Source organism: Pseudomonas yangonensis (assembly GCF_009932725.1).
In the GTDB taxonomy this organism is placed as follows: Bacteria; Pseudomonadota; Gammaproteobacteria; order Pseudomonadales; family Pseudomonadaceae; genus Aquipseudomonas; species Aquipseudomonas yangonensis.
On sequence record NZ_BLJU01000007.1, the window covers coordinates 161,777 to 187,573 of the forward strand.

Consider the following 25,797-nt stretch of genomic DNA (forward strand, 5'->3'; position numbering starts at 1 on the left):
ACGGCACCCTCGGGTGCCGTTGTCGTTTCTGCCGTAGCGATCAGTTGCGCGCCTGCTCCCAGGATTTGAGCAGCTCATCGTAGGCGATGGTTTCGCCCTTGGGTTTCTCGTTAGCCAGCTTGGGCTTGGGCGCACCCGGCTGATCGAACCAGTACTGCGGATCACGCGGTTCGTTCAGCTTCGGTCCGCACTCGCCCAGCACACCGGAACGCTCCAGACGACCGAGCATGGTGTCCTGCGCCGCGGCCAGGCCATCGAGCGCCTGTTGTGGTGTCTTGTCGCCACTGGCTGCTTCGGCGATGAACTGCCACCACAGCTGAGCCAGACGCGGATAATCCGGCACGTTGGTGCCGGTCGGCGTCCACTGCACGCGCGCCGGGCTGCGGTAGAACTCCACCAGACCACCAAGCTTGGGCGCGACATCTGTCATGGCCTGCGAGTTGATGTCCGACTCGCGGATCGGCGTCAGGCCGACCAGGGTCTTCTTCAACGACACGGTCTTGGAGGTGACGAACTGCGCGTAGAGCCAGGCGGCCAGGCGCTGCTTCTCCGGGGTGGACTTGAGGAAGGTCCAGGAACCGGTGTCCTGATAGCCGAGCTTCATGCCCTCCTCCCAGTACGGCCCCTTGGGCGACGGCGCCATGCGCCACTTCGGCGTGCCGTCCTCGTTGACCACCGGCAGGCCCGGTTTGGTCATGTCGGCGGTAAAGGCGGTGTACCAGAAGATCTGCTGGGCGATGGCGCCCTGCGCCGGCACCGGACCTGCCTCGGAGAAGGTCATGCCCTGCGCTTCCGGCGGCGCGTACTGGCGCATCCAGTCGACGTACTTCTGCGTGGCGAACACCGCCGCCGGGCCATTGGTGTCGCCGCCACGAGCGACGCTGGAGCCCACCGGACGGCAGCCGTCGACGCGAATGCCCCATTCGTCCACCGGCAGACCGTTGGGCAGGCCCTTGTCGCCGCCGCCAGCCATGGAGAACCAGGCGTCGGTGAAGCGCCAGCCCAGCGACGGGTCCTTCTTGCCGTAGTCCATGTGGCCGTAGACGCGCTGACCGTCGATCTCCTTGACGTGCTTGGAGAAGAACTCGGCGATGTCCTCATAGGCCGACCAGTTGACCGGCACGCCCAGCTCGTAGCCGTAGATTTCCTTGAACTTGGCCTTCAGTTCCGGACGCTCGAACCAGTCGGCACGGAACCAGTAGAGGTTGGCGAACTGCTGGTCAGGCAACTGGTAGATCTTCTTGTCCGGGCCGGTGGTGAAGGAAATGCCGATGAAATCGTCCAGATCCAGGGTCGGTGAAGTGAAGTCCTTGGCCTCGCCCTCGATCATGTCGCTGATCGCCACCGCCTTGCCGTAACGCGCGTGGGTGCCGATCAGGTCGGAGTCGTTGACCCAGCCGTCGTAGATGTTCTTGTCCGACTGCATCTGCGTCTGCAGCTTCTCGACCACGTCGCCTTCCTGCAGCAGGTCGTGCTTGAGCTTGATCCCGGTGATCTCGCTGAACGCCTTGGCCAGCACCTTGGACTCGTACTCGTGGGTGGTGATGGTTTCCGACACTACGCTGATGTTCATGCCGCGAAACGGCTCGGCGGCCTTGATGAACCATTTCAGCTCTTCGAGTTGCTGTTCGGGCGTCAGGGTCGAGGGGTTGAACTCCTCGGCGATCCATTTCTTCGCGGCCTCTTCATAGGCATCCGCCCAGGCCGCACCGCTCAAACCGGACAACGCCAGCAAGGCGGCCAACGCCATGCTATGTCGGGTCTTGTTGTTATTGTCGAACATAGAGACCTCCATCTCAGGATTTGGGGAGAGGCATACCGGCGGCAGCCCGGCTCAGCCCCAGCGCATGACTGCGCACAACCACAACAGCGATAGCAGCGAGGCTATCCACACGCTCCAGTCGGTCACGCCTATCACCAGCAGGTGCAGATAGGCGCTGCCGAGCAGACCGATGAACAACCGATCACCCCGGGTGGTGGTGATCGGCAGAAAACCCTTGCGCTCGACGCACGGCCAGCGCAGCTCGACCAGCGTCATGCCGGCCAGCAGCACGGCGATGCCGGCGAAGAACAGCGCGGTCGGTAGAGTCCAGGCCATCCAGCTCATGACGAACCTCCCTTACACGCGACCGAGGGCGAAGCCCTTGGCCACATGGTTGCGAACGAACCAGATCACCAGCATCCCCGGGATGATGGTCAGCACGCCGGCGGCGGCCAGCACGCCCCAGTCGATGCCCGAGGCGGACACGGTACGGGTCATCACCGCGGCGATGGGCTTGGCGTCCACTGAGGTCAGGGTGCGCGCCAGCAGCAGCTCGACCCAGGAGAACATGAAGCAGAAGAAGGCGGTGACGCCGATACCGGAGCGGATCAGCGGGATGAAGATCTTCACGAAGAATTTCGGGAAGCTGTAACCGTCGATATAGGCCGTCTCGTCGATTTCCTTCGGCACGCTGGACATGAAGCCCTCGAGAATCCACACCGCCAGCGGCACGTTGAACAGGCAGTGCGCCAGCGCCACGGCGATATGAGTGTCGAACAGGCCGATGGACGAATACAGCTGGAAGAACGGTAGCAGGAACACCGCCGGCGGCGCCATGCGGTTGGTCAGCAGCCAGAAGAACAGGTGCTTGTCGCCGAGAAAACGGTAGCGCGAGAAGGCATAGGCCGCCGGCAGCGCCACGCTGAGCGAGATCAGGGTGTTGAGGCTGACGTAATACAGCGAGTTGAGGTAGCCCTCGTACCAGCTGCGGTCGGTGAAGATCACCCGGTAGTTGTCCAGGGTGAAGTTCTGCGGCCACAGGCTGAGCCCGCCGAGAATCTCGGTGTTGCTCTTGAACGACATGTTCAGCAGCCAGTAGATCGGCACCAGCAGAAACAGGAAGTAGATCAGCAGTGCCAGACGTTTGCGCAGCATCATGGTCGGCCTCAGCGGGTTTTGTCGTCGTGGGTCATGGCGGTGTAGAACAGCCAGGACACCAGCAGGATGATCAGGAAGTACACCAGCGAGAACGCCGCGGCCGGGCCCAGATCGAACTGGCCGATGGCCATTTGCCTCAGGGTCTGACTGAGGAAGGTGGTGGCGTTGCCCGGCCCGCCGCCGGTGAGCACGAACGGCTCGGTGTAGATCATGAAGCTGTCCATGAAGCGCAGCATCACCGCGATCAGCAGCACGCTTTTCAGCTTGGGCAGCTGGATATGGCGGAACACCGCCCAGTTCGATGCACGGTCGATGCGTGCGGCCTGGTAATAGACGTCGGGAATGGCGCGCAGCCCGGAATAACACAGCAGCGCCACCAGCGAGGTCCAGTGCCAGACGTCCATGATCAGCACCGTCACCCAGGCGTCCATGGTATTGGAGGCGTAGTTGTAACTGATGCCCAGCGCGTTCAACGCCCACCCCATCAGACCGATGTCGGCGCGGCCGAAGATCTGCCAGATGGTGCCGACCACGTTCCACGGGATCAGCAGCGGAATGGCCATCAGAATCAGGCACAGCGACGCCCAGCGCCCGCGCGTCGGCATGCACAGGGCGATGGCGATGCCCAGCGGAATTTCGATCAGCAACACACAAGCGGAGAAGATGAACTGACGCAGCAGCGAGTCGTGCAGACGCGGGTCCTGCAGCACCTGCTTGTACCAGTCGACGCCGACGAAGTAGCGCGTGGCCGGGTCGAAGATGTCCTGCACCGAGTAGTTGACCACCGTCATCATCGGCACGATGGCGCTGAACGCCACCAGCAGGAACACCGGCAGCACCAGCCACCAGGCCTTGTTGTTCTGCACCTTCATGGCGTCACCTCCACCAGGTAATCGTCGGCATAGAGCATCAGCCACTGCGCCGGGAAGCTCAGGTACACCTGCTCGCGCGGCACCGGCTGGTCTTCCTGCAGGCGCGCCTTGAGCACCTGACCGTCGAGATCGAAGGTGAGGATCTTGTAGGTGCCGAGGTCCTCGACGTGCAGCACGCGGGCGCACAGCGCGTCTTCATAAGCGCCGTCCCAGATGTGCACGAATTCGGGACGGATGCCCGCCTGCAGGCGCTTGCCGTCCAGTTCGGCGAGGCGCTGGTTGAGCGCGTCGGACAGCGGCAGGACCGTCCCGGCGAAACGCACCCCGCCCTCGCAGCGCTGCACCTCGATCAGGTTCATGCCGGGGCTGCCGATGAAGTAGCCGACGAAGGTGTGCCCGGGGCGCTCGAACAGCTCGCGCGGCGTGCCGAACTGGACGATCTGCCCGCCGTACATCACCGCGATCTTGTCGGCGAAGGTGGAGGCCTCCAGCTGATCGTGGGTGACGTAGACCATGGTGATGTTGAACTGCTCGTGAATCTGCTTGAGCTTGCGCCGCAGCTTCCATTTCAGGTGTGGGTCGATCACCGTCAGCGGCTCGTCGAAGAGAATCGCCGACACGTCGTCACGCACCAGACCGCGGCCCATGGAGACCTTCTGCTTCTCGTCGGCGGTTAGGTTGCGCGCCTTCTTGTGCAAAAGCGGATGCAGCTCCAGCACCTCGGCGATCTCGTGCACCTTGCTCATCACCCGCGCTTCGTCCATGCCCTGGTTGCGCAGCGGGAAGGCCAGGTTGTCGAACACCGTCATGGTGTCGTAGACCACCGGGAACTGGAAAACCTGGGCGATGTTGCGCTCTTGCGGCGACAGCGTATTGACCGCCTTGCCGTCGAACTGCACCTCGCCCTGCGACGGGCTGAGCAGGCCAGAGATGATGTTGAGCAACGTCGACTTGCCGCAGCCCGACGGCCCCAGCAGCGCATAGGCGCCGCCCTGCTGCCAGACATGGTTCATCTCGCGAATCGCGTAGTCTTCCGGCGCTTTCGGCGTGCCGCTGTAGCTGTGCGCCAGGTTGTGCAAACGAATCTCGGCCATCAGGCGGCCCTCCCCTGGCGGCGACTGGGCGCCTGCACCAATTGCCCATCGGCGGCGAAGACGAACAGCTTGTGGGTGGGGATGTAGATCAGGATCGGCGTATCCACCGCGTACTCGTGCACGCCCGGCAGGTGCAGCACCAGCACGAACTGCTCGTTGCGCACGTGGAGGAAGGTTTCCGAACCGCTGATCTCGGCCAGCTCGACGGTCACGGCCAGTTCCAGATCATCGTCGTTGGATGGCACCAGGCCGATATGGCTGGGGCGCACGCCAAAGCGGTACTCGCCCTCGGCGATGCCGCGCAGATCGGGGTTGAGCGGAAAGTGCACGCAATCGGCGAAGCTCACCTCGGTGCCACTGATGCGCCCCGGCATCAGGTTGATCGCCGGTTCCGAGAACAGCTCGGCGGCCAGCACCTGCTGCGGGCGGTGGTAGACCTCGGCGGTCTTGCCGCTTTGCACCACCCGCCCTTCGTGGAGGATGGTGGTGGTGCCACCCAGGGCCAGCGCTTCGTTGGGCTCGGTGGTGGCGTAGACGGCGATGGTATGGCGCGCCTGGAACAGCTCGCGCATTTCCTGGCGCAGTTCCTCGCGCAGCTTGTAGTCGAGGTTGACCAGGGGCTCGTCGAAGAGGATCAGGGACGCGTCCTTGACCAGCGCTCGGGCCATGGCCGTGCGCTGCTGCTGGCCGCCTGACAGCTCCAGCGGGTAGCGCGACAGCAGCTTGTCGATGCGCAGCATGCTCGCGGTGGCCTCGACCTTCTCGACGATCAGTTCCTTGGCCACACCGGCCTGACGCAGCGGCGAGGCGATGTTCTCGAACACCGTCAGGGTCGGGTAGTTGATGAACTGCTGATAGACCATCGACACATTGCGCTGGCGCACCGGCACGCCGGTGACATCGGCGCCGTTCATCAGCACGCGGCCGCTGCTGGGCCGGTCCAGCCCGGCCATCAGGCGCATCAGACTGGTCTTGCCGGCCAGGGTGCGGCCGAGCAGAACGTTGAAGGAACCGGGTTCGAAACTCAGGCAGGCATCGTCGATATGCACCTGGCCATCGACGATACGGGTGACGTGTTCGAGCTTGAGCGACATGGCCTGTCCTTTTTCTTGTCGTGCCATTCGGTTTCGAACACCTACAGCGACAAGCGTGCCAGACCGCACTAAATCGAAATATTCAACTGATATTCAAGAGAAAAAGACGCGAAAGTGACCTACTTGGGGATGTTCGACTGAACACTTTTGAACAGTCAGATGTGAACAACTGAACAATTCGTTCGTTGACATTGAACAGTCATGAACGAAACTGGACCGATCGCGGCGCAGATCGCGAACCGACAAGAAGAGACCACCCCATGACAGAAGCTGCCCGTGCCCCGGCTCACGACACCATCATCCAGGAGTCCTGGTCGCGCTGCCGCGACTACGGCCTGACCCACCAGAGCACGCCGCGCTTCGACCCACCGGCCCCCGGCGAACTGTCGGCCCTGCTGGAAAGCCGCCAGGCCCTGGTGCAGACCACTCACCAGGAAGTACTGCCCTACTACGGCACCATCCTTTCCAACTCCAACTGCCTGATCATGCTGGCCGACGAGCAGGGCCGGCTGCTGCAATCATGGGGCGACCAGCGCTTCATCGAGCCGCGCCAGGCCGCCGGCTTCGTCGCCGGCGCCAGCTGGCTGGAGCGCTACACCGGCACCAACGCCATCGGCACCGCGCTCAGTTGCGGCCAGGCGGTGCATATCCAGCACGACGAGCACTTTCTCAAGGCCAACCGCTTCATGACCGGCTCGGCCTCGCCGATCTTCGACGAACAGCGGCGCATGATCGCCGTGCTCGACGTATCCAGCGACAGCTACCTGCCGCCGGCGCACACCTTGGGCATGGTCAAGATGATGAGCCAGTCGGTGGAGAACCGCCTGATCCTCAAGCTGTTCGCCGACCAGTATCACCTGCTCAGTTTCAACACCAGCCTGGACAACCTCGACAGTCCCTGGGCTGGTCTGGTGGTGTTCGACGAGCATGGCCATGTGGTCTCGGCCAACCGCCGCGCCGACAACCTGCTTGGCCAATCGCTGACCTACGGCGCCATCGAGCAGCTGTTCGACGTGCCGCTGCAACAACTGCTCAACCAGCCGGACGGCCAGCCATTCAGCCTGCGCACCAACAGCCACTTTCGCTTTCACGCACGAGTGCGCCGCCCTGCCCGGCCGGCGCCGATCCAGGCCCGCGATTTCCGTCCGCAGCCCCTCACGCCAGTATTCGAGGAGCCATCACTTCGCACCCTGAGCCTGGGCGATGCGCGCATGGACAAGGCCATCCGCCAGGCCGAGCGGTTGCTGGAGAAGGACATCCCGATCCTGGTGCAGGGCGAGACCGGCGCCGGCAAGGAGGTCTTCGTCAGGGCGTTGCATCACGCCAGCTCACGCGCCAACCAGCCCTTCATCGCGGTCAACTGCGCGGCCATTCCGGCGGAGCTGGTGGAGTCGGAGCTGTTCGGCTACGAAAAAGGCGCCTTTACCGGCGCCAGCCACAAGGGCCACATTGGACTGATCCGCAAGGCGCACAAGGGCACGCTATTTCTCGACGAGATCGGTGACATGCCGCTGCGTGTGCAGGCGCGCCTGCTGCGCGTGCTGCAGGAACGCTGTGTGCAGCCGCTGGGCAGCAGCGAGCTGCATCCGGTGGACGTGCGCCTGGTCTCCGCCACCAACCGCCCGCTGCGCCAGGACGTCGACAGCGGGCAGTTCCGCGCCGACCTCTACTACCGCATCAGCGGCCTGAACCTGGAGCTGCCGCCGCTGCGCGAACGCAGCGACAAGCAGGCGCTGTTCCAGAGACTCTGGGAACAGCACCGCGAACCCCAGCAACGGGCCGGCATCAGCCGTGAGGTACTGGAGCTGTTCCAGCATCACCCCTGGCCGGGCAATCTGCGCCAGCTCAGTAGCGTCCTGCGCGTGGCCCTGGCTATGGCCGACGACCAGCCCATCCGTGCCGAACATCTGCCTGACGACTTCTTCCTTGACCTGCCAACGGGCGCCCCGCCGCCGGCGCGTCCCGAGCACGACGATCTGGCCAGCCAGTACCAGGCGTGTGGCGGTAATATCTCCTACCTGGCCCGCCACCTTGGTCTGAGCCGAAACACCCTGTACAAGCGCCTGCGCGAACAGGGCGTCAGGCCCTGAACCTTTATTCGCAGAACCGGCCCAAGCCATACATTTGCCATCCCGCCCGACCTCCGAGCGGGCCGGCATCGCCAGCCACGAAAGGAACTCAGCATGCGCCACCTGTATCGCCCCCTGTTCGCCGCCCTGACTCTGCTGGCCGCCAGTCAGGCGCCGGCATCGCCTTCCCTGGAAACACAGGTGGACGCCGCAGCAAAATCGATGATGCAGGCGTACGCCATCCCCGGCATGGCCATCGCCATCAGCCACAAGGGCCAGCAACATTTCTTCGAGTACGGCGTCGCATCCCGTGAGAGCGACCAGCTCGTGGATCGCCACACCCTGTTCGAGCTGGGCTCGATCAGCAAGCTGTTCACTGCCACCCTCGGCGCCTACGCCGAAGCGCGCGGCACGCTGAACCTCAGCGACAATGCCAGCCAGTATCTGCCGGCCCTGCAAGGCAGCGCCTTCGATCACATCAGCCTGCTGGATCTGGCCACTTATACGGCCGGAGGCCTGCCATTGCAGTTTCCGGACGCGGTCGGCAACGAAAAACAGATGCTCGCCTACTACCGCAACTGGCAAGCCGTTTATCCGCCGGGTACGCAAAGGCTGTACTCCAACCCCAGCATCGGCCTGTTCGGGCATCTGGCAGCGGCCAGCCTGGCCGAGCCATTCCAGCAGCTGATGGAGCGGGATCTGCTGCCACAACTGAGTATGCAGGAAAGCTACGTGCAGATACCGGCCAAGCAGATGGCGCGTTATGCCTGGGGCTATCGAGACGACAAGGCCGTGCGGGTAACCCCAGGCGCACTGGACGCCGAAGCCTATGGTTTGAAATCCACTGCTGCCGACATGCTGCGCTTCATCGAGGCCAACCTGCACCCGAACGAACTGCCCGCAGCACTGCGCCAGGCCGTCAGCTCCACTCATCGTGGCTATTATCAGGTCGGCGACATGACTCAGGGTCTGGGATGGGAGCGCTACGCCTACCCCATCAGCCTGGAGAAACTGCAGGCCGGCAATTCCGCCGAAATGGCTCTGCAACCGCATACTGTGGAACGGTTCAGCGTACCCAGGCCGCCCGAGGGCGACCAGTTGCTGAACAAGACCGGCTCGACCAATGGCTTTGGTGCCTACATCCTGCTGCTGCCCGCGCGCGATACAGGGCTGGTGATACTCGCCAACCGCAATTACCCCAATGCCGAACGCGTGCGCCTCGCCCTGCAGATACTCACGACGCTACTACCCTCGAGTGACTGAGACGGCCGGCGCTTAGCGCAGGTGACCATGCCACATCGTCAGCCCCCCTTCGGGGCGAGCCTGCAACGCAGCGGGCCGCCCCGGTTCGCCGAGCGTCCTCAGCGCCACGAACCTCTGGGCACAAGCCCCGACTGCCTCGCAGCCCATAGCAGGCGAACCATACCCACACGGCACGTAGGTGCAACTTGTAGCGCGCCATTACAGTCGGAACCTAGGCACCGCACTCCTTGGGCGATAACGCATCGCCTACCGGCAAAAGCGAAGGAGATACGCATGACGGATTCCACTCCAAGCCATGGCCACGCAAAGCGCGATCTTCCAGGTGGCGCGCCGATCGCGAGCCTGAACGCTGCCCAGCTCAGCGAACCGCGCGCCGTACAGAAGTCCAGAGTAGGCTTCACGGTCAATGGTCAGCCTCACCAACTCGCACTGGACAACCGCACCTCACTCCTGGATGCGCTGCGTGAGCATCTGCACCTTACCGGGAGCAAGAAGGGCTGCGATCACGGCCAGTGCGGCGCCTGCACCATGATCGTCGATGGCCGCCGCATCAACGGCTGCCTGACCCTGGCGGTGATGCATCAGGGCGCCGAGATCACCACCATCGAAGGCCTTGGTACGCCCGAGCACCTGCACCCGATGCAGGCCGCGTTTATCAGGCGTGACGGCTACCAGTGCGGTTACTGCACCCCCGGACAAATCTGCTCGGCGGTGGCCGTCCTCGAGGAAATCGACCAGGGCGTGCCCAGCCACGTGACCGACGACCTGCAAGCCACACCCGGCTACAGCGAGGCCGAACTGCGCGAACGCATGAGCGGCAACATCTGCCGCTGCGGCGCCTACTCCAACATCATCGAAGCGATCAACGACGTGGCGGGAGAACGCGGATGAAACCCTTTTCCTACGAACGTGCAGACACGCCGGGCGAAGCCGCTGCGGCGGCAGCGCGCATACCCGGCGCCAAATTCATCGCCGGCGGCACCAACCTGCTGGATCTGATGAAACTCGAAATCGAGACGCCGTTGCACCTGATCGATGTCAATGGCCTCGGGCTGGACCGCATCGAAGCGACGGACAATGGCGGCATGCGCATTGGCGCGCTGGTGAGCAACACCGACCTGGCCGCCGACAGCCGCATTCGCCGTGACTACGCCGTGCTGGCCAGGGCGCTGCTCGCCGGCGCTTCCGGCCAGTTGCGCAACAAGGCGACCACTGCCGGCAACCTGCTGCAGCGCACCCGCTGCCCGTACTTCTACGACACCAACCTGCCGTGCAACAAACGCCAGCCGGGCTCCGGCTGTGCAGCGCGCGAAGGCATCAGCCGCCAGCACGCCGTACTCGGCAGCAGCGACGCCTGCATCGCCACCCATCCGAGCGATATGGCAATCGCCATGCGCCTGCTCGATGCCAGGGTAGAAACCGTTCAGCCCGACGGCCAGGTGCGCCATATTCCCATGGCCGATCTGCATCGCCTGCCTGGCGACACGCCGCATATCGAACATGCTCTCGCCCCCGGTGAGCTGATCACCGCTGTAACCCTGCCCAAACCGCTCGGCGGCCAGCATTTCTACTACAAGGTGCGCGACCGCGCCTCCTATGCCTTCGCCCTGGTCTCGGTGGCGGCGGTGCTGCAGCCGGATGGCAACGGGCGCATCGCTCTCGGCGGTGTCGCGCACAAACCCTGGCGTGAGGAGGCAGCGGAGGCCGATCTGCCCCGCGGCGCCGATATCGTCGCCGAGCGGCTGCTCGCCGATGCACGCACCACAGCACACAACGCCTTCAAGCTCACCCTGGTCCGACGCACCTTAGGCGCCGTGCTGGCGCAAGCGAGGGCCGGCGCATGAAATTCGAAACTGCTGCAGGCAGCAACCCCATCGACCGTCAGCGCGTGGTCGGCCAGCCGCTCGACCGTATCGACGGCCCGTTGAAGACCACCGGCACCGCCACCTATGCCTACGAATGGCACGCTGAGGTCACCGACCTGGCCTATGGCCAGATCGTCGGCGCGGCCATCGCCAAGGGGCGCATCGCGGCCATGGACCTGTCACAGGCCAGGGCCGCTCCCGGCGTGATCACCATCGTCACCGCAGATACCGCACCCAAGCTCGGCAAGGGCGAGCGCAACAACGCCAGGCTGCTCGGCGGTCCCGAGATCGAGCACTACCATCAGGCCGTCGCCCTGGTGGTGGCCGAGACCTTCGAGCAGGCACGCGCTGCCGCCGAGCTGGTGAAGATCGACTACCAGCACCAACCGGGCAGCTTTGACCTCGAAGCGGTCAAGGACAGCGCGAAGAAACCGGAGAAGATCGTCAGCGGCGAGCCGGACAGCGCCGTCGGCGACTTCGACAGCGCATTCGCCAGCGCCGCCGTGCAACTCGACGCCACCTACCGCACGCCCGACCAGTCCCACGCGATGATGGAACCGCACGCCTCGATGGCGCGCTGGGACGATGATCGGCTGACTCTGTGGACGTCGAACCAGATGATCGCCTGGGGCGCTAAGGACCTTGCCGAAACACTGGGCATGGACGTCGAGAACGTCCGCCTTATCTCGCCCTATGTCGGCGGCGGCTTCGGCGGCAAGCTGTTCATCCGCGCCGATGCGCTACTGGCAGCGCTGGGCGCGCGTGCGGCCGGGCGGCCAGTCAAGGTGGCGCTACCGCGCCCGCTGATGATGAACAACACGACCCACCGCGCCGCCACCATCCAGCGCATTCGCATCGGCGCCACAGGCGACGGCAAGATCGTCGCGATTGGTCATGACAACTGGTCCGGCGATCTCAACGGCAACTCGGCCGAATCCGGGGTGATCTACTCACGACCGCTCTACGCCGGCGCCAACCGCATGTCCAGCACACGCCTGGCGAATCTCGACATGCCCGAAGCCAATGCCATGCGTGCCCCCAGCGACACACCAGGATCAATGGCGGTGGAGATCGCCATGGACGAGATGGCCGAGAAACTTGGCCTGGACCCCGTCGACTTCCGTGTGATGAACGATTCATCGGTCGACCCGGAGCAACCGGAGCGCCCCTACTCGCAGCGTCACCTCAAGGAATGCCTGCAGCAAGGCGCGCAACGCTTCGGCTGGGCCAAGCGCACCGCCAAACCGGCCGCATGCCGCGAAGGTGACTGGTTGATTGGCATGGGCATGGCCGGCGCCTTTCGCGACGGGCCGGTCACCCAGTCCGCCGCGCGCGTACGCCTGGACGCACAAGGCCGGCTCAGTGTCGAAACCGACATGACCGACATCGGCACCGGCAGCTACACCATCATCGGCCAGACCGCGGCGGAAATGCTCGGTGTGCCGCTGGAGCGGGTGAGCGTGAAGCTCGGCGACTCGAGCTACCCCGTTTCATCCGGCTCTGGCGGTCAGTGGGGCGCCAACAGCTCGACATCAGGCGTCTACGCTGCCTGCGTGCAGCTGCGCGAACAGATCGCACGCAAGCTTGGTTTCGATCCGGCGCGGGCAGTTTTCGAGAATGGCGAAGTGCTTCAGGACGGCAAACGCGCCACGCTCGCCGAGGCCGCGGCAGACGCGACGCTGGAAGCCGAGGACAGCATCGAGTTCGGCGATCTGAACAAGCGCTACCGGATCTCGACCTTCGGCGCGCATTTCGTCGAGGTCGCCGTCCATGCTGCCACGGCAGAGGTGCGGGTCAGGCGCATGCTGGCGGTCTGTTCGGCCGGGCGCATCCTCAATCCGAAGACGGCGCGCAGCCAGGTCATCGGCGCCATGACCATGGGCGTGGGCGCGGCACTCATGGAGGAGCTGTCCGTCGACACCCGCTACGGGCTGTATATCAACCACGACCTGGCCGGATACGAGGTGCCAGTACATGCCGACATTCCGCATCAGGAGGTGGTCTTTCTCGACGAGAGCGATGCCCTCTCCTCGCCCATGAAGGCCAAGGGCGTGGGCGAGCTGGGCATCTGCGGAGTTTCCGCGGCGGTGGCGAACGCGATCTACAACGCTACGGGCGTGCGCATACGCGACTATCCAATCACCCTGGACAAGCTGCTGGCGCAGATGCCCGTGGCCTGAGCCGAAACGACGAAGGCCGCTTTCCAGCGGCCTTCGTCGTTGAGCATGAGGCTTATTCGGCCAGACGCCAGGTGGTGCCGCCCTTGCCGTCTTCCAGCACCACGCCCATGGCGGTGAGCTGGTCGCGGATGCGGTCGCTTTCCGCCCAGTTCTTGTCGGCGCGAGCCTGCAGACGCGCGGCGATCAGGGCTTCGACTTCGGCGGCGTCCACCTTGCCGGCGGCGCCGGCCTGCAGGAAGGCATCCGGTTCCAGCTGCAGCACGCCGAGCACACCAGCCAGCTGCTTGAGCTGAGCGGCCAGGCCGGCGGCGGCCTGCACATCCGACTCACGCAGGCGGTTGACCTCGCGGATCATCTCGAACAGCACGGCGCAGGCTTCCGGCGAGTTGAAATCGTCATCCATCGCCACGCCGAAGCGCTCAACATACGCCTCGCCACCGGCAGGTGCCGCTTCCGGCAGACCTTTCAAGCCGTTGTAGAAACGCTCCAGGGCGCCCTTGGCTTCCTTGAGGCTCTCTTCGGAGTAGTTTATCGGGCTGCGATAGTGGCTGGACACTAGCAGGTAGCGCACCACCTCCGGGTGGTACTTCTCCAGCACCTCACGGATGGTGAAGAAGTTGCCCAGGCTCTTGGACATCTTCTCGCCGTCCACGCGCACCGCACCGGCGTGCATCCAGGCGTTGGCGTACTGCTTGCCGGTAGCCGCCTCGCTCTGCGCGATCTCGTTCTCGTGGTGCGGGAACACCAGATCCGGGCCGCCGCCGTGGATGTCGAAGGTCTCGCCCAGGCAGCAGGTGGACATCACCGAGCACTCGATGTGCCAGCCCGGCCGGCCCTTGCCCCAGGGCGAATCCCAGCTCGGCTCACCCGGCTTGGCGCCCTTCCACAGCACGAAGTCCAGCGGGTCTTCCTTGATTTCGTCCACTTCGATGCGCGCGCCGATCTTCAGCTCGTCGACCTTGCGCCGTGACAGCTTGCCGTAGGTTTCGAACCTGGTGACGCGGTAGTACACGTCGCCATTGCCCGGCGCGTAGGCATAACCCTTGTCGATCAGGGCCTGGATCATCTGGTGCATGCCGGCGATATGACCGGTGGCGCGCGGTTCGATGTCCGGGCGCAGCACGTTGAGGCGTGCTTCGTCCTCGTGCATCGCCGCGATCATGCGCTCGACCAGCGCCTCGAACGGCTCGCCGTTCTCATTGGCGCGCTTGATGATCTTGTCGTCGATGTCGGTGATGTTGCGCACATAGGTCACGTCATAGCCGCGCTGACGCAGCCAGCGGGTGACCACGTCGAACGCGACCATCACGCGGGCGTGACCGATATGGCAGAAGTCATAGACGGTCATGCCACACACGTACATGCGTACGCTGTTACCGATCAGCGGCTTGAACGGTTCCTTGACCTTGCTCAGCGTGTTGTAGATCGACAGTGCCATTACTGCCCCCACGAATCGCGCAGCGTGACGGTACGGTTGAACACCAGCGCGTCGGCGGTCGAATCCTTGTCCAGGCAGAAGTAGCCTTCGCGCTCGAACTGGAAGCGGTCGTCAGCGCCGGCCTTGGCCAGCGAGGGTTCGGCGCGGCAACCGGTGAGCACCACCAGCGATTCGGGGTTGATGTTGTCGAGGAAGCTGCCGCCCTCTTCGCTCTTCTCCGGATTGGGCGACTTGAACAGACGGTCGTACAGGCGCACTTCGCATTCGACGCTTTCCGCGGCCGGCACCCAATGGATCACGCCCTTGACCTTGCGGCCTTCCGGGTTCTTGCCCAGGGTGTTCTCGTCGTAGCTGCAGCGCAGCTCGACGATATTGCCGGCGGCATCCTTGATCGCCTCATCGGCACGAATCACGTAGCTGCCGCGCAGGCGCACTTCGCCACCGGGGATCAGGCGCTTGAAGCCGTCCGGCGGGGTTTCCTCGAAGTCGCTGGCGTCGATGTAGATCTCGCGGGAGAACGGCAGCACGCGCACACCCATGTCCTGCTTCGGATGGCGCGGCAGCTCGAGGTTCTCGACCTTGCCCTCCGGGTAGTTAGTGATCACCACCTTCAGCGGCTTGAGCACGCACATGGCGCGCGCGGCGTTGGCGTCCAGATCGTCACGAATGGCGAACTCGAGCATGCCGATGTCCACCAGGCCACCGGCGCGGTTGACGCCGATCATGTCGCAAAACGCGCGGATCGAGGCCGGGGTGTAGCCGCGACGACGGTAGCCGGACAGCGTCGACATGCGTGGGTCATCCCAACCCTTGACGTGACCTTCGTCCACCAGTTGCTTGAGCTTGCGCTTGCTGGTGATGGTGTAGTTCAGGTTCAGTCGGGCAAATTCGTACTGACGCGGCTGCGCCGGCACCGGCAGATTCTCCAGGAACCACTCGTACAGCGGGCGGTGATCCTCGAACTCCAGGGTGCAGATCGAATGGGTGATGCCCTCGATGGCGTCCGACTGACCGTGCGTGAAGTCGTAGCTCGGGTAGATGCACCACTTGTCACCGGTCTGGTGGTGATGGGCGTGGCGGATGCGATAGAGGATCGGGTCGCGCAGGTTGATGTTCGGCGAGGCCATGTCGATCTTCGCGCGCAGCGAGCGGGCACCATCGGGGAACTCGCCGGCCTTCATGCGGGCGAACAGGTCGAGGTTTTCCTCGACGCTGCGATCACGGAACGGGCTGTTCCTGCCCGGCTCGGTCAGGTTGCCGCGATACTCGCGCATCTCTTCGGCATTCAGATCGCAGACGAAGGCCTTGCCGGCCTTGATCAGCTCGACGGCCCAGGCATGCAACTGATCGAAGTAGTTGGAGGCGTAGCGCTCCTCGCCCGCCCACTTGAAGCCCAGCCACTCGACATCGGCCTTGATCGCGTCGATGTATTCCTGGTCTTCCTTGGCCGGGTTGGTGTCGTCGAAACGCAGGTTGCACTGGCCGCCGAACTCTTCGGCCAGGCCGAAGTTCAGGCAGATGCTCTTGGCATGGCCAATGTGCAGGTAGCCGTTGGGCTCCGGCGGGAAGCGGGTCACGATCTTGGTGTGCTTGCCGCTGTCCAGATCGGCCTGGACGATGGGGCGCAGGAAGTTGGCAGCTTTTTCGACGGTGGGCTTGCTCATGGTGTCCTTAACAATACTGGCGCGGCACGGGTAGGCCGCCTCGGGCAAAGTCCGTATCATAACCAACCTGTCAAGCCCCTGACAGGGTGCATGCCAACCTGTCAGGGCCGTTCATCCCGGGCCACTGGCTCGAATCTGCCTCATCACGGATACGATCATGATCAAACTGCACACCAACCACGGCGTCATCACCCTGAACCTGTTCGCCGACAAGGCCCCGGAAACCGTGGCCAACTTCGAGCAATACGTGAAGGAAGGCCATTACGACGGCACCATTTTCCACCGTGTGATCGGCAACTTCATGATCCAGGGCGGCGGTTTCGAGCCGGGCATGAAGCAGAAGCCGACCCGTGCACCGATCAAGAACGAAGCCAACAACGGCGTCGCCAACAAGGTCGGCACCATCGCCATGGCTCGCACCATGGAGCCGCACTCGGCCAGCGCGCAGTTCTTCATCAACGTCGCCGACAACAGCTTCCTCAACCATAGCGCGCCGACCGTTCAGGGCTGGGGCTACGCCGTATTCGGTGAAGTGGTAGAAGGCATGGACGTGGTCGAGAAGATCAAGGGCGTGGCCACCACCATGAAGGCCGGCCACCAGGACGTGCCGGTGGATGACGTGATCATCGAAAAGGCCGAAATCGTAGCCGAGTAAGTCAATGATCCTGCTGATCTCCGATCTGCACCTCGAAGAGAAACGCCCGGACATTACCCGGGCGTTTCTGCATTTTCTCGTCACCCGCGCGCGTCAGGCCGAGGCGCTGTACATCCTCGGCGACTTCTTCGAGGTCTGGATCGGCGACGACGGCATGACGCCCTTCCAGCACGAGATCGCCGGCGCGCTGCGCGAACTGAGCGACAGCGGTACGCGCATCTACCTGATGCACGGCAATCGCGACTTTCTTATCGGCAAGCGCTTCTGCCGCGAGGCGGGCTGCACTTTGCTGAGCGACCCACACAAGGTGCAGATGGGCGGCGAGCCGGTGCTACTGATGCACGGCGACAGCCTGTGCACCCTGGATGTCGGCTACATGAAGCTGCGCCGCTGGCTGCGCAACCCGCTATCGCTGCTGATTTTGCGCAACCTGCCGCTCGCCACCCGGCAAAAGCTGGCGCGCAAGCTGCGCAACGAAAGCCGCGCACAGACGCGGATGAAGGCCAGCGAGATCGTCGATGTCACCCCCGAGGAAGTGGTCCGGGTAATGGCCGAGCACGGCGTACGTACGCTGATCCATGGACATACCCATCGGCCGGCGGTGCACGAACTGAAGGTGAACGGCCAACCGGCACGGCGCATCGTGCTGGGCGACTGGGATCGCCAGGGTTGGGCGCTGCAGGTCGATGACGAGGGCTTCAATCAGGCGCCGTTCGAGCTGACGCCAGCCTGACCGTAGCCCGGATGAAATCCGGGCTACGACCGAAAGGCTCTGCTCCCCTCTCCCGCTTGCGGGAGAGGGGCTGGGGGAGAGGGCAACTGCGGAGGCTGCAACGCCCTCTCCCGCCCTTCGGATCATCAGATGGCCGCTTCGCGGCTGCTTTCTATGGGCACACCACTATGGAAACGGAACTGCTCGTCCGGCGAGGTGATCAGCTCCCGTTCCACCGCCCGCACCACCTCGATACGCGCGTCCACGTCCGCCGCGTCACCATACAGATAGGCGAGTTTGAGATAGCCGCGGTAGTGGCGCCCTTCGCTCTCCAGCAATCCGGCGTAGAACTTGGCCAGCTCGGCATCCAGACGCGGCACCAATGCGGCGAAACGCTCGCATGAGCGCGCCTCGATGAAGGCGCCGACCACTAGCACGTCCACCAGCCGCTCCACTTCGCCACCGCGCAGCAGCGCCCGCAATCCCGCCGCGTAGCGCGACGCGGAAACATGGCGAACTTCGATGCCACGCGCGCGGATGATCTTGCTCACCTGTTCGAAATGCACCAGCTCCTCACGGGCCAAACGCGACATTCTCGCGGTCAATTCGGTCTTGGTCAGGTAGCGCCCCATCAGGCTAAGGGCGGTCTGTGCTGCCTTGTATTCCAGGTTGCGGTGGTCGAGCAGAAGGATTTCCTGCTGGCGCAGGGCCTCTTCCAGCCAGGCGTCGGGGGTCGCGACGCCGCCGAGAAACTCGAGAATTTCCTGCAGGATCGTAACAGGTTCCTCACCGTCACTCGGAACATGCTGGGCATTTGACATCATATTTGAAGCGCTCTCGGTGCTGGCGAGGTTGGAAATGGCGGGCCATTATACGAGTGGCAGGCCGCACGACCAGCACGCCGTTGATACAGGTCAAGAAGCTGCTGGCAATGACGCACCTATAGTTGGATAAGCGCTATTCATTCTCAGGGAGACGACCATGCAAGCGATCCGTAGCATTCTGGTGGTGATGGAACCCCAGCACCCCGAAGGCCTCGCGCTGAAGCGGGCGAAACTGGTAGCCGGAGTCACCCAGTCGCATCTGCACCTCTTGGTATGCGACAAGAAAGGCGACCACAGCGCGTGGCTCAACGATCTCAGCAGCAGTCTCGCCGGGGAAGGTTTCAGCGTTTCCACCCAGCAGTCGTGGCATGACAACCAGCACCAGACCATCATCGCCGTGCAGCAGGCCGAGGGCTGCGGCCTGGTGATCAAGCAGCACCTGCCGGACAACCCGCTGAAGAAAGCCCTCCTCACCCCCGAGGACTGGAAATTGCTGCGCTATTGCCCCGGCCCGGTGCTGATGGTCAAGACCGAGCGCCCATGGACCGGCGGTAAGATCCTCGCTGCAGTTGACGTCGGTAATGCCGACGGCGAGCACCGCACCCTGCATGCCGGCATCATCAGCCACGGCTACGATATCGCCGGTCTGGCCAAGGGCACGCTGCACGTGACCACCGCACACCCGACGCCTATGTTGTCGGCAGCCGATCCGACCTTCCAGCTCAAGGAAACCATCGAGGCGCGCTACCGCGAGCAGTGCCGCAGCTTCCAGGCCGAATACGACATCAGTGACGAGCGCCTGCATGTGCTCGAAGGCCCTGCCGATGTAGTGATTCCACAGGTGGCTCACCAGCTCGATGCCGCAGTCACCGTGATCGGCACCGTCGCACGCACGGGGCTTTCCGGCGCTTTGATCGGCAATACCGCCGAGGTCGTACTCGATGCACTGGAAAGCGACGTGCTGGTGCTCAAGCCGGACGAAGTCATCGCCCATCTCGAGGAACTGGTAGCACAGCGCTGAAACAGCGCCTGAAACGAAAATGCCGCTCGTTTCCGAGCGGCATTTTCATATTCAAAGACCGAACTACACCCTCAGCTCCAGGCCTTCACGCAGAAACTTCGGCGCGATGTAGCGCTCGTAGTGCGCCTCGGAGAGCAGGAAGAACTCCCTGTCGATGGCATCGCGCAGATCGGGCAGCGCCCAGTTGCGGAACTCCGGCAGCAGCACCATGCCGTAGGCTTCCAGTTGATTGATCACCCGCGCGCCCCGTGCGATCAGCTGGTAGGCCCAGCAGTAGGGAGACTGCTGCGGCACGAAGCGAATCTGCCGCTGCTCCAGCTGCTGCCGCAGGCGCTGCTCGTCGAACACTTCAAGCTTGGCCGTCATCACCTGCACCAGCAGCACTTCCAGGCGCGTCCAGACGGCGCGTTTCTCCTCGTCGGTGTAGCTGTTCCAGTTGATCACCTCATGGTGGAAGCGCTTGCAACCGCGGCACACGACATCACCGTAAACGGTCGAACAAAGGCCCACGCAGGGCGTCTTGATGCGCTGATTGGACATGACAAAGCAATACGGACAGCTGAACAGCCTAGCATCTTAGCCCTTTGTCTAATCCTTATCACCCCCATGGATGCGGGGACATCGGCTTAACTTTATCCGCGCTTTCCATTAGAATCGGCCCGCCTTTTACGGCGCCAATGTCCGTTGGAAGCTGTTTTCAAAGCGTCACGAGCACAGTCGATCCTGCAGGTACGATGGCGGCGCAGCCACTCGGAGTCCCCCCGAGTCTCTGCGCCCGCCCTCATCAGAAACCGTCCTGCCGGCGTAAAACTTTGAAAGCAGCTTCTACAAGAGACTCATGAAACCTCGGCTGATCGGCTCATAAAGTCGAAAAGCGCCTGGTTCGTGGTTCTCTGGATCGCGTCCCGGACAACCCTTTGGGACCACTGATGAGGGTAATAACTGTGCTTGAAGCCTATCGCAACCACGTAGCAGAGCGTGCCGCTCAGGGTATCGTGCCCCAGCCGCTGAACGCCGAACAAACCGCAGGCCTGGTCGAGCTGCTGAAAAACCCGCCGGCTGGCGAAGAAGAATTCCTCGTAGACCTGATCACCAACCGCGTACCGCCGGGCGTTGACGAAGCTGCCTACGTCAAGGCCGGCTTCCTCTCTGCCGTTGCCAAGGGCGAAGCCACTTCCCCGCTGATCAGCAAGCAACGCGCCGTCGAGCTGCTGGGCACCATGCAGGGCGGCTACAACATCGCCACTCTGGTGGAACTGCTGGACGATGCCACCCTGGGCACCGTTGCTGCCGAACAACTGAAGCACACCCTGCTGATGTTCGACGCTTTCCACGACGTCGCCGAGAAAGCCAAGGCCGGCAATGCCAACGCCAAGGCCGTGCTGCAGTCCTGGGCCGATGGCGAGTGGTTCACCAACAAGCCGGCCATCGCCGAGAAGTACAGCCTGGCCGTGTTCAAGGTGCCGGGCGAAACCAACACCGATGACCTGTCCCCTGCCCCGGACGCCTGGTCGCGCCCTGACATCCCGCTGCACGCCCTGGCCATGCTGAAAATGGCTCGCGACGGCATCGTGCCGGAGCAGCAAGGCGCCATCGGCCCGCTGAAGCAGATCGAAGAGATCAAGGCCAAGGGCTTCCCGGTCGCCTACGTCGGTGACGTGGTCGGTACCGGTTCTTCCCGTAAGTCCGCCACCAACTCGGTGCTGTGGTTCTTCGGCGACGACATCCCCTACGTTCCGAACAAGCGCGCTGGCGGCTTCTGCTTCGGCACCAAGATCGCCCCGATCTTCTACAACACCATGGAAGACGCCGGCGCCCTGCCGATCGAGTTCGACGTGTCGAACATCAACATGGGCGACGTGATCGACGTCTACCCGTACGCCGGCAAGGTCTGCAAGCACGGTACCGACGAAGTCATCACCACCTTCGAACTGAAGACCCCGGTGCTGCTCGACGAAGTCCGCGCTGGCGGCCGTATCCCGCTGATCGTCGGCCGTGGCCTGACCGAAAAGGCGCGTGCCGAGCTGGGCCTGGGCTCTTCCGACCTGTTCAAGAAGCCGGAGCAGCCGGCTGACAGCGGCAAGGGCTTCACCCTGGCGCAGAAGATGGTCGGCAAGGCCTGCGGCGTCGAAGGCGTGCGTCCGGGCACTTACTGCGAACCGAAGATGACCACCGTCGGTTCCCAGGACACCACCGGCCCGATGACCCGCGACGAGCTGAAGGACCTGGCTTGCCTGGGCTTCTCCGCCGACCTGGTGATGCAGTCCTTCTGCCACACCGCGGCCTATCCGAAGCCGATCGACGTCACCACCCACCACACCCTGCCGGATTTCATCCGCACCCGTGGCGGCGTGTCCCTGCGTCCGGGCGACGGCATCATCCACAGCTGGCTGAACCGCATGCTGCTGCCTGACACTGTCGGCACCGGCGGCGACTCGCACACCCGCTTCCCGATCGGCATTTCCTTCCCGGCCGGCTCCGGCCTGGTGGCCTTCGCCGCCGCTACCGGCGTGATGCCGCTGGACATGCCGGAATCGGTTCTGGTGCGTTTCAAGGGCAAGATGCAACCCGGTATCACCCTGCGTGACCTGGTCCATGCCATCCCCTACTACGCCATCCAGAAAGGTCTGCTGACCGTCGAGAAGAAAGGCAAGAAGAACATCTTCTCCGGCCGCATCCTCGAGATCGAAGGCCTGGACAACCTGACCGTCGAGCAGGCGTTCGAGCTGTCCGACGCCTCCGCCGAGCGTTCGGCTGCCGGTTGCACCATCAAACTGCCGGAAGCGGCCATCGCCGAGTACCTGCAGTCCAACATCACCCTGCTGCGCTGGATGATCAGCGAAGGCTACGGCGATGCCCGCACCCTGGAGCGTCGTGCCCAGGCGATGGAAGCCTGGCTGGCCAACCCGGTGCTGATGGAAGCCGACAAGGACGCCGAGTACGCCGAAGTCATCGAAATCGACCTGTCCGAGCTCAACGAGCCGGTTCTGTGCGCCCCGAACGACCCGGATGACGCCCGTCTGCTGTCCACCGTGGCCGGCGACAAGATCGACGAAGTGTTCATCGGTTCGTGCATGACCAACATCGGTCACTTCCGCGCTGCCGGCAAGCTGCTGGACAAGGTCAAGGGCGGTATCCCGACCCGTCTGTGGCTGTCGCCGCCGACCAAGATGGACGCGCACCAGCTGACCGAGGAAGGCTACTACGGCATCTACGGCAAGGCCGGTGCACGCATGGAGATGCCGGGCTGCTCGCTGTGCATGGGTAACCAGGCACGTGTGGCTGCCAACTCCACCGTGGTCTCGACCTCCACCCGTAACTTCCCGAACCGTCTGGGCGATGGCGCCAACGTGTACCTGGCCTCTGCCGAACTGGCAGCGGTCGCTTCGATTCTCGGCAAGCTGCCGACCGTCGAGGAGTACATGGCCTACGCGAAGGATATCGACAGCATGGCTGGCGACATCTACCGCTACCTGAGCTTCGACCAGATCGCCGACTTCCGTGAAGCCGCGGCCAACGCCAAGATCCCGGTCGTTCAGGCCTGATCCAAGCGTCGTAAAAGGAGCCCCGCCCAGTGCGGGGCTTTTTTATGCACGCACAGAAGACCTTTTGCCGCACCGCCTTGCAGCCATTGCGCAGCCGTCTACCTTCTGAAATGGGAAGCCCCCCGGATCACCATTGAGGAGCAGATCATGAAGCCATGGATCATCGCCGCCCTTTGCCTGTTCGGCCTGGTCGGTTGCAGCAGCGAGTACATCATCACCACCACAGACGGGCAGATGCTCACCAGCGACGGCAAGCCGGAGCTGGACGAGGATACCGGCATGCTCGAATTCACCGACAGCGAGGGCCGCAAGCAGCAGATTCCGCAAAACAACGTCAAGCAGATGCTCGAGCGCTGAGGCCGCACTACGTACTGGCATATGCCTTGCTTCATCTCACCGCAAAAGGCCCGCCCAACGTCGGAAACGGCTTGATCGACAATGGCGTCGTATTCAACCCGGCTCTACAGCCGGGATGGGTGCGACGCTTTTTTATGGGCGGCACTCCATTGGCCAATGTCTTTGCGTGAACCTAAGGATGCAGCATGAGCGAACACAACATCTCTCGCGACGATGCCCTGGCCTGGGCCTGGGGCAGCAACGCCCCGGAGAAAAGCGTGCTGGACATCGGTTTCATGGCCCTGAGCGACTCGGCCCCGGTGATCGTCGCTGCCACTCAGGGCTTCGCCGAGAAGTACGGACTCAGCATCAGGCTACATCGCCAGACCTCCTGGGCCGGCCTGCGTGATCGTCTGCTCAACGGCGAGCTGGACGCGGCGCACAGTCTTTACGGGCTGATATACGGGGTGCAACTGGGCCTTGGCGTCGGTTCGGCCACCGACATGGCAGTGCTCATGGGTCTGAACCAGAACGGCCAGAGCATCAATCTCTCGCACTCACTGCAAGCGGCCGACGTGACCAGCGGCGAAGCACTGCGCAAGCACGTGCACCAACATAAGGCACGCCTGACCTTCGCCCAGACCTTCCCCACTGGCACTCATGCCATGTGGCTCTATTACTGGCTGGCCAGCCAGGGTATTCATCCCTTGCGCGACGTCGACAGCGTGGTGGTGCCGCCACCACAGATGATCGAGCACCTGAAGGCCAGGCGCATCGATGGGTTCTGCGTCGGCGAGCCCTGGACTGCCAAGGCAGTGGATGAGCAGCTCGGCTGCACCCTGACCACCATCCAGGCGATCTGGCCGGACCATCCGGAAAAGGTGCTGGGCTGCACCCGTGCCTTCGTCGAGCAAAATCCCAATACCGCCCGCGCGCTGATCATGGCGGTGCTCGAAGCGGCCCGTTTCATTGACGAAAGCGAAGAGAACAAACGCAGCACTGCACAACTGCTCAGTGGCAGCGCGTATGTCGCTGCCCCACTCTCGGCAATTGCCCCGCGTTTTCTGGGCCAGTATCAGGACGGTCTAGGCCAGGCCTGGCTGGATGAGCACCCACTGCGCTTTCACGCCGGCGGCCTGGTCAATCAGCCGTATCTGTCCGACGGCATGTGGTTCATGACCCAGTTCCGCCGCTGGGGCCTGCTGCGCAGCGATCCCGATTACCTGGCGGTGGCCCGCCAGGTCCAGCAACTGGCGCTGTATCGTGAAGCCGCCACGGCCCTGGACATCGCCGTGCCGGGGGAAATGCGCAGCTCCATCCTGCAGGACGGCAGTTGCTGGGACGGCAGCGATCCGGCCGCCTACGCCCGCAGCTTCCGCCTGCACGCCCTGGCCGAAAGCCCGGCTGTCATTCTGTAACCGCCGGGAGTGCCATCGATGCTGCGTATCCTGCTGATCAACGACACCCCGAAGAAGGTCGGCCGCCTGAAAAGCGCGCTGATCGAGGCCGGTTTCGAGGTGATCGACGAATCCGGCCTGACCATCGACCTGCCCGAACGTGTCGAGGCAGTGCGCCCGGACGTGATTCTGATCGACACCGAATCGCCCGGCCGCGACGTCATGGAGCAGGTGGTGCTGGTCAGTCGCGACCAGCCGCGCCCGATCGTCATGTTCACCGACGAGCACGACCCCGGCGTCATGCGCCAGGCGATCCAGAGCGGGGTCAGCGCCTACATCGTCGAGGGCATCCATGCACAGCGCCTGCAGCCAATTCTCGACGTGGCCATGGCACGCTTCGAGAGCGACCAGGCGCTGCGCGCGCAGTTGCAGGCGCGAGACGCGCAACTGGCCGAGCGCAAGCGCGTAGAACTGGCCAAGGGCCTGCTGATGAAGATGAAGAGCTGCAACGAAGAAGAGGCCTACACCCTGATGCGCCGCCAGGCCATGAGCCGCCAGCAGAAGCTGATCCAGGTGGCCGAGCAGATCATCGCCATGCACGACATGCTCGGCGGATGAGCATACCGGCAATTTCGATGCCATGAAGCCAGCACCCAGACCACCGATCATCCGAAAGCTAACTGGAGGGGTCAAACGAAGCTGAACTCAGACATGCAGCCACAGGTCCTGTTTGGGGTTCAACGGGGAATCAGGGAGCTCTCGATCACCCCACGAACTCCACCCATGGAGAGGTCCGCCCGTATCGCCGAGGCTACGGAAAGACCCGTCATCTAGAGCATGACTTCAGG

Annotated in this window: 22 protein-coding genes; 12 read left to right on the forward strand and 10 right to left on the reverse strand. The window is 63.5% G+C overall.

Features of this window, described 5'->3' with window-relative positions; all coding sequences use genetic code 11:
• Window positions 1–40: 40 nt before the first annotated feature.
• Genes GYB81_RS12160 through GYB81_RS12185 form a run of 6 tightly spaced genes read right to left on the reverse strand, consistent with a single transcriptional unit; the run spans window position 41 to window position 5,980 of the window.
• Complete coding sequence (locus GYB81_RS12160; protein WP_161865419.1) at window positions 41–1,783, reverse strand: ABC transporter substrate-binding protein; 1,743 nt, start codon at window positions 1,781–1,783, stop codon at window positions 41–43.
• A 51-nt stretch (window positions 1,784–1,834) separates the two neighbouring features.
• Entirely contained in the window at window positions 1,835–2,107 is a 273-nt protein-coding gene (locus tag GYB81_RS12165) for a DUF2160 domain-containing protein (protein WP_003459912.1), read from the reverse strand.
• Window positions 2,108–2,119: 12 nt separating this feature from the next.
• Complete coding sequence (locus GYB81_RS12170) at window positions 2,120–2,920, reverse strand: carbohydrate ABC transporter permease (RefSeq protein WP_003239933.1); 801 nt, start codon at window positions 2,918–2,920, stop codon at window positions 2,120–2,122.
• Between the two features lie 8 nt (window positions 2,921–2,928).
• Window positions 2,929–3,792 carry a carbohydrate ABC transporter permease gene (locus GYB81_RS12175; protein ID WP_161897829.1) on the reverse strand — a complete coding sequence of 288 codons (864 nt, stop codon included), beginning with the start codon at window positions 3,790–3,792 and terminating at the stop codon, window positions 2,929–2,931.
• Complete coding sequence (locus GYB81_RS12180; protein ID WP_161865417.1) at window positions 3,789–4,886, reverse strand: ABC transporter ATP-binding protein; 1,098 nt, start codon at window positions 4,884–4,886, stop codon at window positions 3,789–3,791. The genes GYB81_RS12175 and GYB81_RS12180 overlap by 4 nt, the downstream gene beginning before the upstream one ends.
• Entirely contained in the window at window positions 4,886–5,980 is a 1,095-nt protein-coding gene (locus GYB81_RS12185) for an ABC transporter ATP-binding protein (RefSeq protein WP_161865416.1), read from the reverse strand. The genes GYB81_RS12180 and GYB81_RS12185 overlap by 1 nt, the downstream gene beginning before the upstream one ends.
• A 260-nt stretch (window positions 5,981–6,240) precedes the next feature.
• Here GYB81_RS12185 and GYB81_RS12190 point away from each other — a divergent pair, with 260 nt between their 5' ends.
• The 5 genes from GYB81_RS12190 (at window position 6,241) to paoC (ending at window position 13,357) form a co-directional block, all read left to right on the forward strand.
• A complete protein-coding gene (locus GYB81_RS12190; RefSeq protein ID WP_161865415.1) occupies window positions 6,241–8,070 on the forward strand; it encodes a sigma-54-dependent Fis family transcriptional regulator in 1,830 nt (609 codons plus the stop codon).
• A 93-nt stretch (window positions 8,071–8,163) separates the two neighbouring features.
• Entirely contained in the window at window positions 8,164–9,312 is a 1,149-nt protein-coding gene (blaPRC, locus tag GYB81_RS12195; protein ID WP_161897830.1) for a PRC family class C beta-lactamase, read from the forward strand.
• Between the two features lie 273 nt (window positions 9,313–9,585).
• Window positions 9,586–10,203: an aldehyde dehydrogenase iron-sulfur subunit PaoA gene (gene paoA / locus GYB81_RS12200; protein WP_161897831.1), complete on the forward strand. Its 618-nt coding sequence runs from the start codon at window positions 9,586–9,588 to the stop codon at window positions 10,201–10,203.
• Window positions 10,200–11,156 carry an FAD binding domain-containing protein gene (locus tag GYB81_RS12205; RefSeq protein ID WP_161897832.1) on the forward strand — a complete coding sequence of 319 codons (957 nt, stop codon included), beginning with the start codon at window positions 10,200–10,202 and terminating at the stop codon, window positions 11,154–11,156. Before paoA ends, GYB81_RS12205 begins: the two co-directional genes overlap by 4 nt.
• Window positions 11,153–13,357, forward strand: coding sequence for an aldehyde oxidoreductase molybdenum-binding subunit PaoC (gene paoC / locus GYB81_RS12210; RefSeq protein ID WP_161897833.1), 2,205 nt, complete (start codon window positions 11,153–11,155; stop codon window positions 13,355–13,357). Before GYB81_RS12205 ends, paoC begins: the two co-directional genes overlap by 4 nt.
• 52 nt (window positions 13,358–13,409) lie before the next feature.
• On the opposite strand, the gene cysS is transcribed toward paoC, so the two are convergent.
• Together cysS and GYB81_RS12220 are read right to left on the reverse strand one after the other, a co-directional pair.
• A complete protein-coding gene (cysS, locus tag GYB81_RS12215; protein ID WP_161897834.1) occupies window positions 13,410–14,795 on the reverse strand; it encodes a cysteine--tRNA ligase in 1,386 nt (461 codons plus the stop codon).
• A complete protein-coding gene (locus tag GYB81_RS12220; protein ID WP_161897835.1) occupies window positions 14,795–16,459 on the reverse strand; it encodes a glutamine--tRNA ligase/YqeY domain fusion protein in 1,665 nt (554 codons plus the stop codon). Before GYB81_RS12220 ends, cysS begins: the two co-directional genes overlap by 1 nt.
• Before the next feature lie 157 nt (window positions 16,460–16,616).
• On the opposite strand from GYB81_RS12220, the gene GYB81_RS12225 reads away from it, so the two are divergent.
• Both GYB81_RS12225 and lpxH read left to right on the forward strand, forming a co-directional pair.
• Window positions 16,617–17,114, forward strand: coding sequence for a peptidylprolyl isomerase (locus GYB81_RS12225; RefSeq protein ID WP_092375076.1), 498 nt, complete (start codon window positions 16,617–16,619; stop codon window positions 17,112–17,114).
• 4 nt (window positions 17,115–17,118) lie between these two features.
• Window positions 17,119–17,847, forward strand: coding sequence for a UDP-2,3-diacylglucosamine diphosphatase (gene lpxH, locus GYB81_RS12230; RefSeq protein WP_161897836.1), 729 nt, complete (start codon window positions 17,119–17,121; stop codon window positions 17,845–17,847).
• 125 nt (window positions 17,848–17,972) lie between these two features.
• On the opposite strand, the gene GYB81_RS12235 is transcribed toward lpxH, so the two are convergent.
• Window positions 17,973–18,650, reverse strand: a complete 678-nt coding sequence (locus GYB81_RS12235) for a MiaE family protein (RefSeq protein ID WP_161897837.1) — start codon at window positions 18,648–18,650, stop codon at window positions 17,973–17,975.
• A gap of 157 nt (window positions 18,651–18,807) precedes the next feature.
• On the opposite strand from GYB81_RS12235, the gene uspL reads away from it, so the two are divergent.
• Window positions 18,808–19,671: a universal stress protein UspL gene (gene uspL / locus GYB81_RS12240; protein WP_161865405.1), complete on the forward strand. Its 864-nt coding sequence runs from the start codon at window positions 18,808–18,810 to the stop codon at window positions 19,669–19,671.
• Window positions 19,672–19,734: 63 nt separating this feature from the next.
• Here uspL and GYB81_RS12245 read toward each other — a convergent pair whose 3' ends face one another.
• Window positions 19,735–20,211 (reverse strand): DUF1289 domain-containing protein, encoded by a 477-nt coding sequence (locus tag GYB81_RS12245; RefSeq protein WP_161865404.1) that lies wholly within the window; start codon window positions 20,209–20,211, stop codon window positions 19,735–19,737.
• A gap of 404 nt (window positions 20,212–20,615) precedes the next feature.
• Between GYB81_RS12245 and acnB the strand changes: the two genes are divergently transcribed.
• The 4 genes from acnB to GYB81_RS12265 all read left to right on the forward strand — a co-directional run bounded on the left by acnB (window position 20,616) and on the right by GYB81_RS12265 (window position 25,567).
• Window positions 20,616–23,216 carry a bifunctional aconitate hydratase 2/2-methylisocitrate dehydratase gene (acnB, locus tag GYB81_RS12250; RefSeq protein ID WP_161865498.1) on the forward strand — a complete coding sequence of 867 codons (2,601 nt, stop codon included), beginning with the start codon at window positions 20,616–20,618 and terminating at the stop codon, window positions 23,214–23,216.
• 147 nt (window positions 23,217–23,363) lie between these two features.
• Window positions 23,364–23,573, forward strand: a complete 210-nt coding sequence (locus tag GYB81_RS12255; protein WP_161865403.1) for a YgdI/YgdR family lipoprotein — start codon at window positions 23,364–23,366, stop codon at window positions 23,571–23,573.
• 185 nt (window positions 23,574–23,758) lie between these two features.
• Window positions 23,759–24,970 (forward strand): CmpA/NrtA family ABC transporter substrate-binding protein, encoded by a 1,212-nt coding sequence (locus GYB81_RS12260; RefSeq protein WP_161865402.1) that lies wholly within the window; start codon window positions 23,759–23,761, stop codon window positions 24,968–24,970.
• Between the two features lie 18 nt (window positions 24,971–24,988).
• The gene (locus GYB81_RS12265; RefSeq protein WP_003240990.1) at window positions 24,989–25,567 is read left to right on the forward strand and encodes an ANTAR domain-containing response regulator; all 579 of its coding nucleotides are present in this window, start codon (window positions 24,989–24,991) and stop codon (window positions 25,565–25,567) included.
• Window positions 25,568–25,797 lie beyond the last annotated feature (230 nt).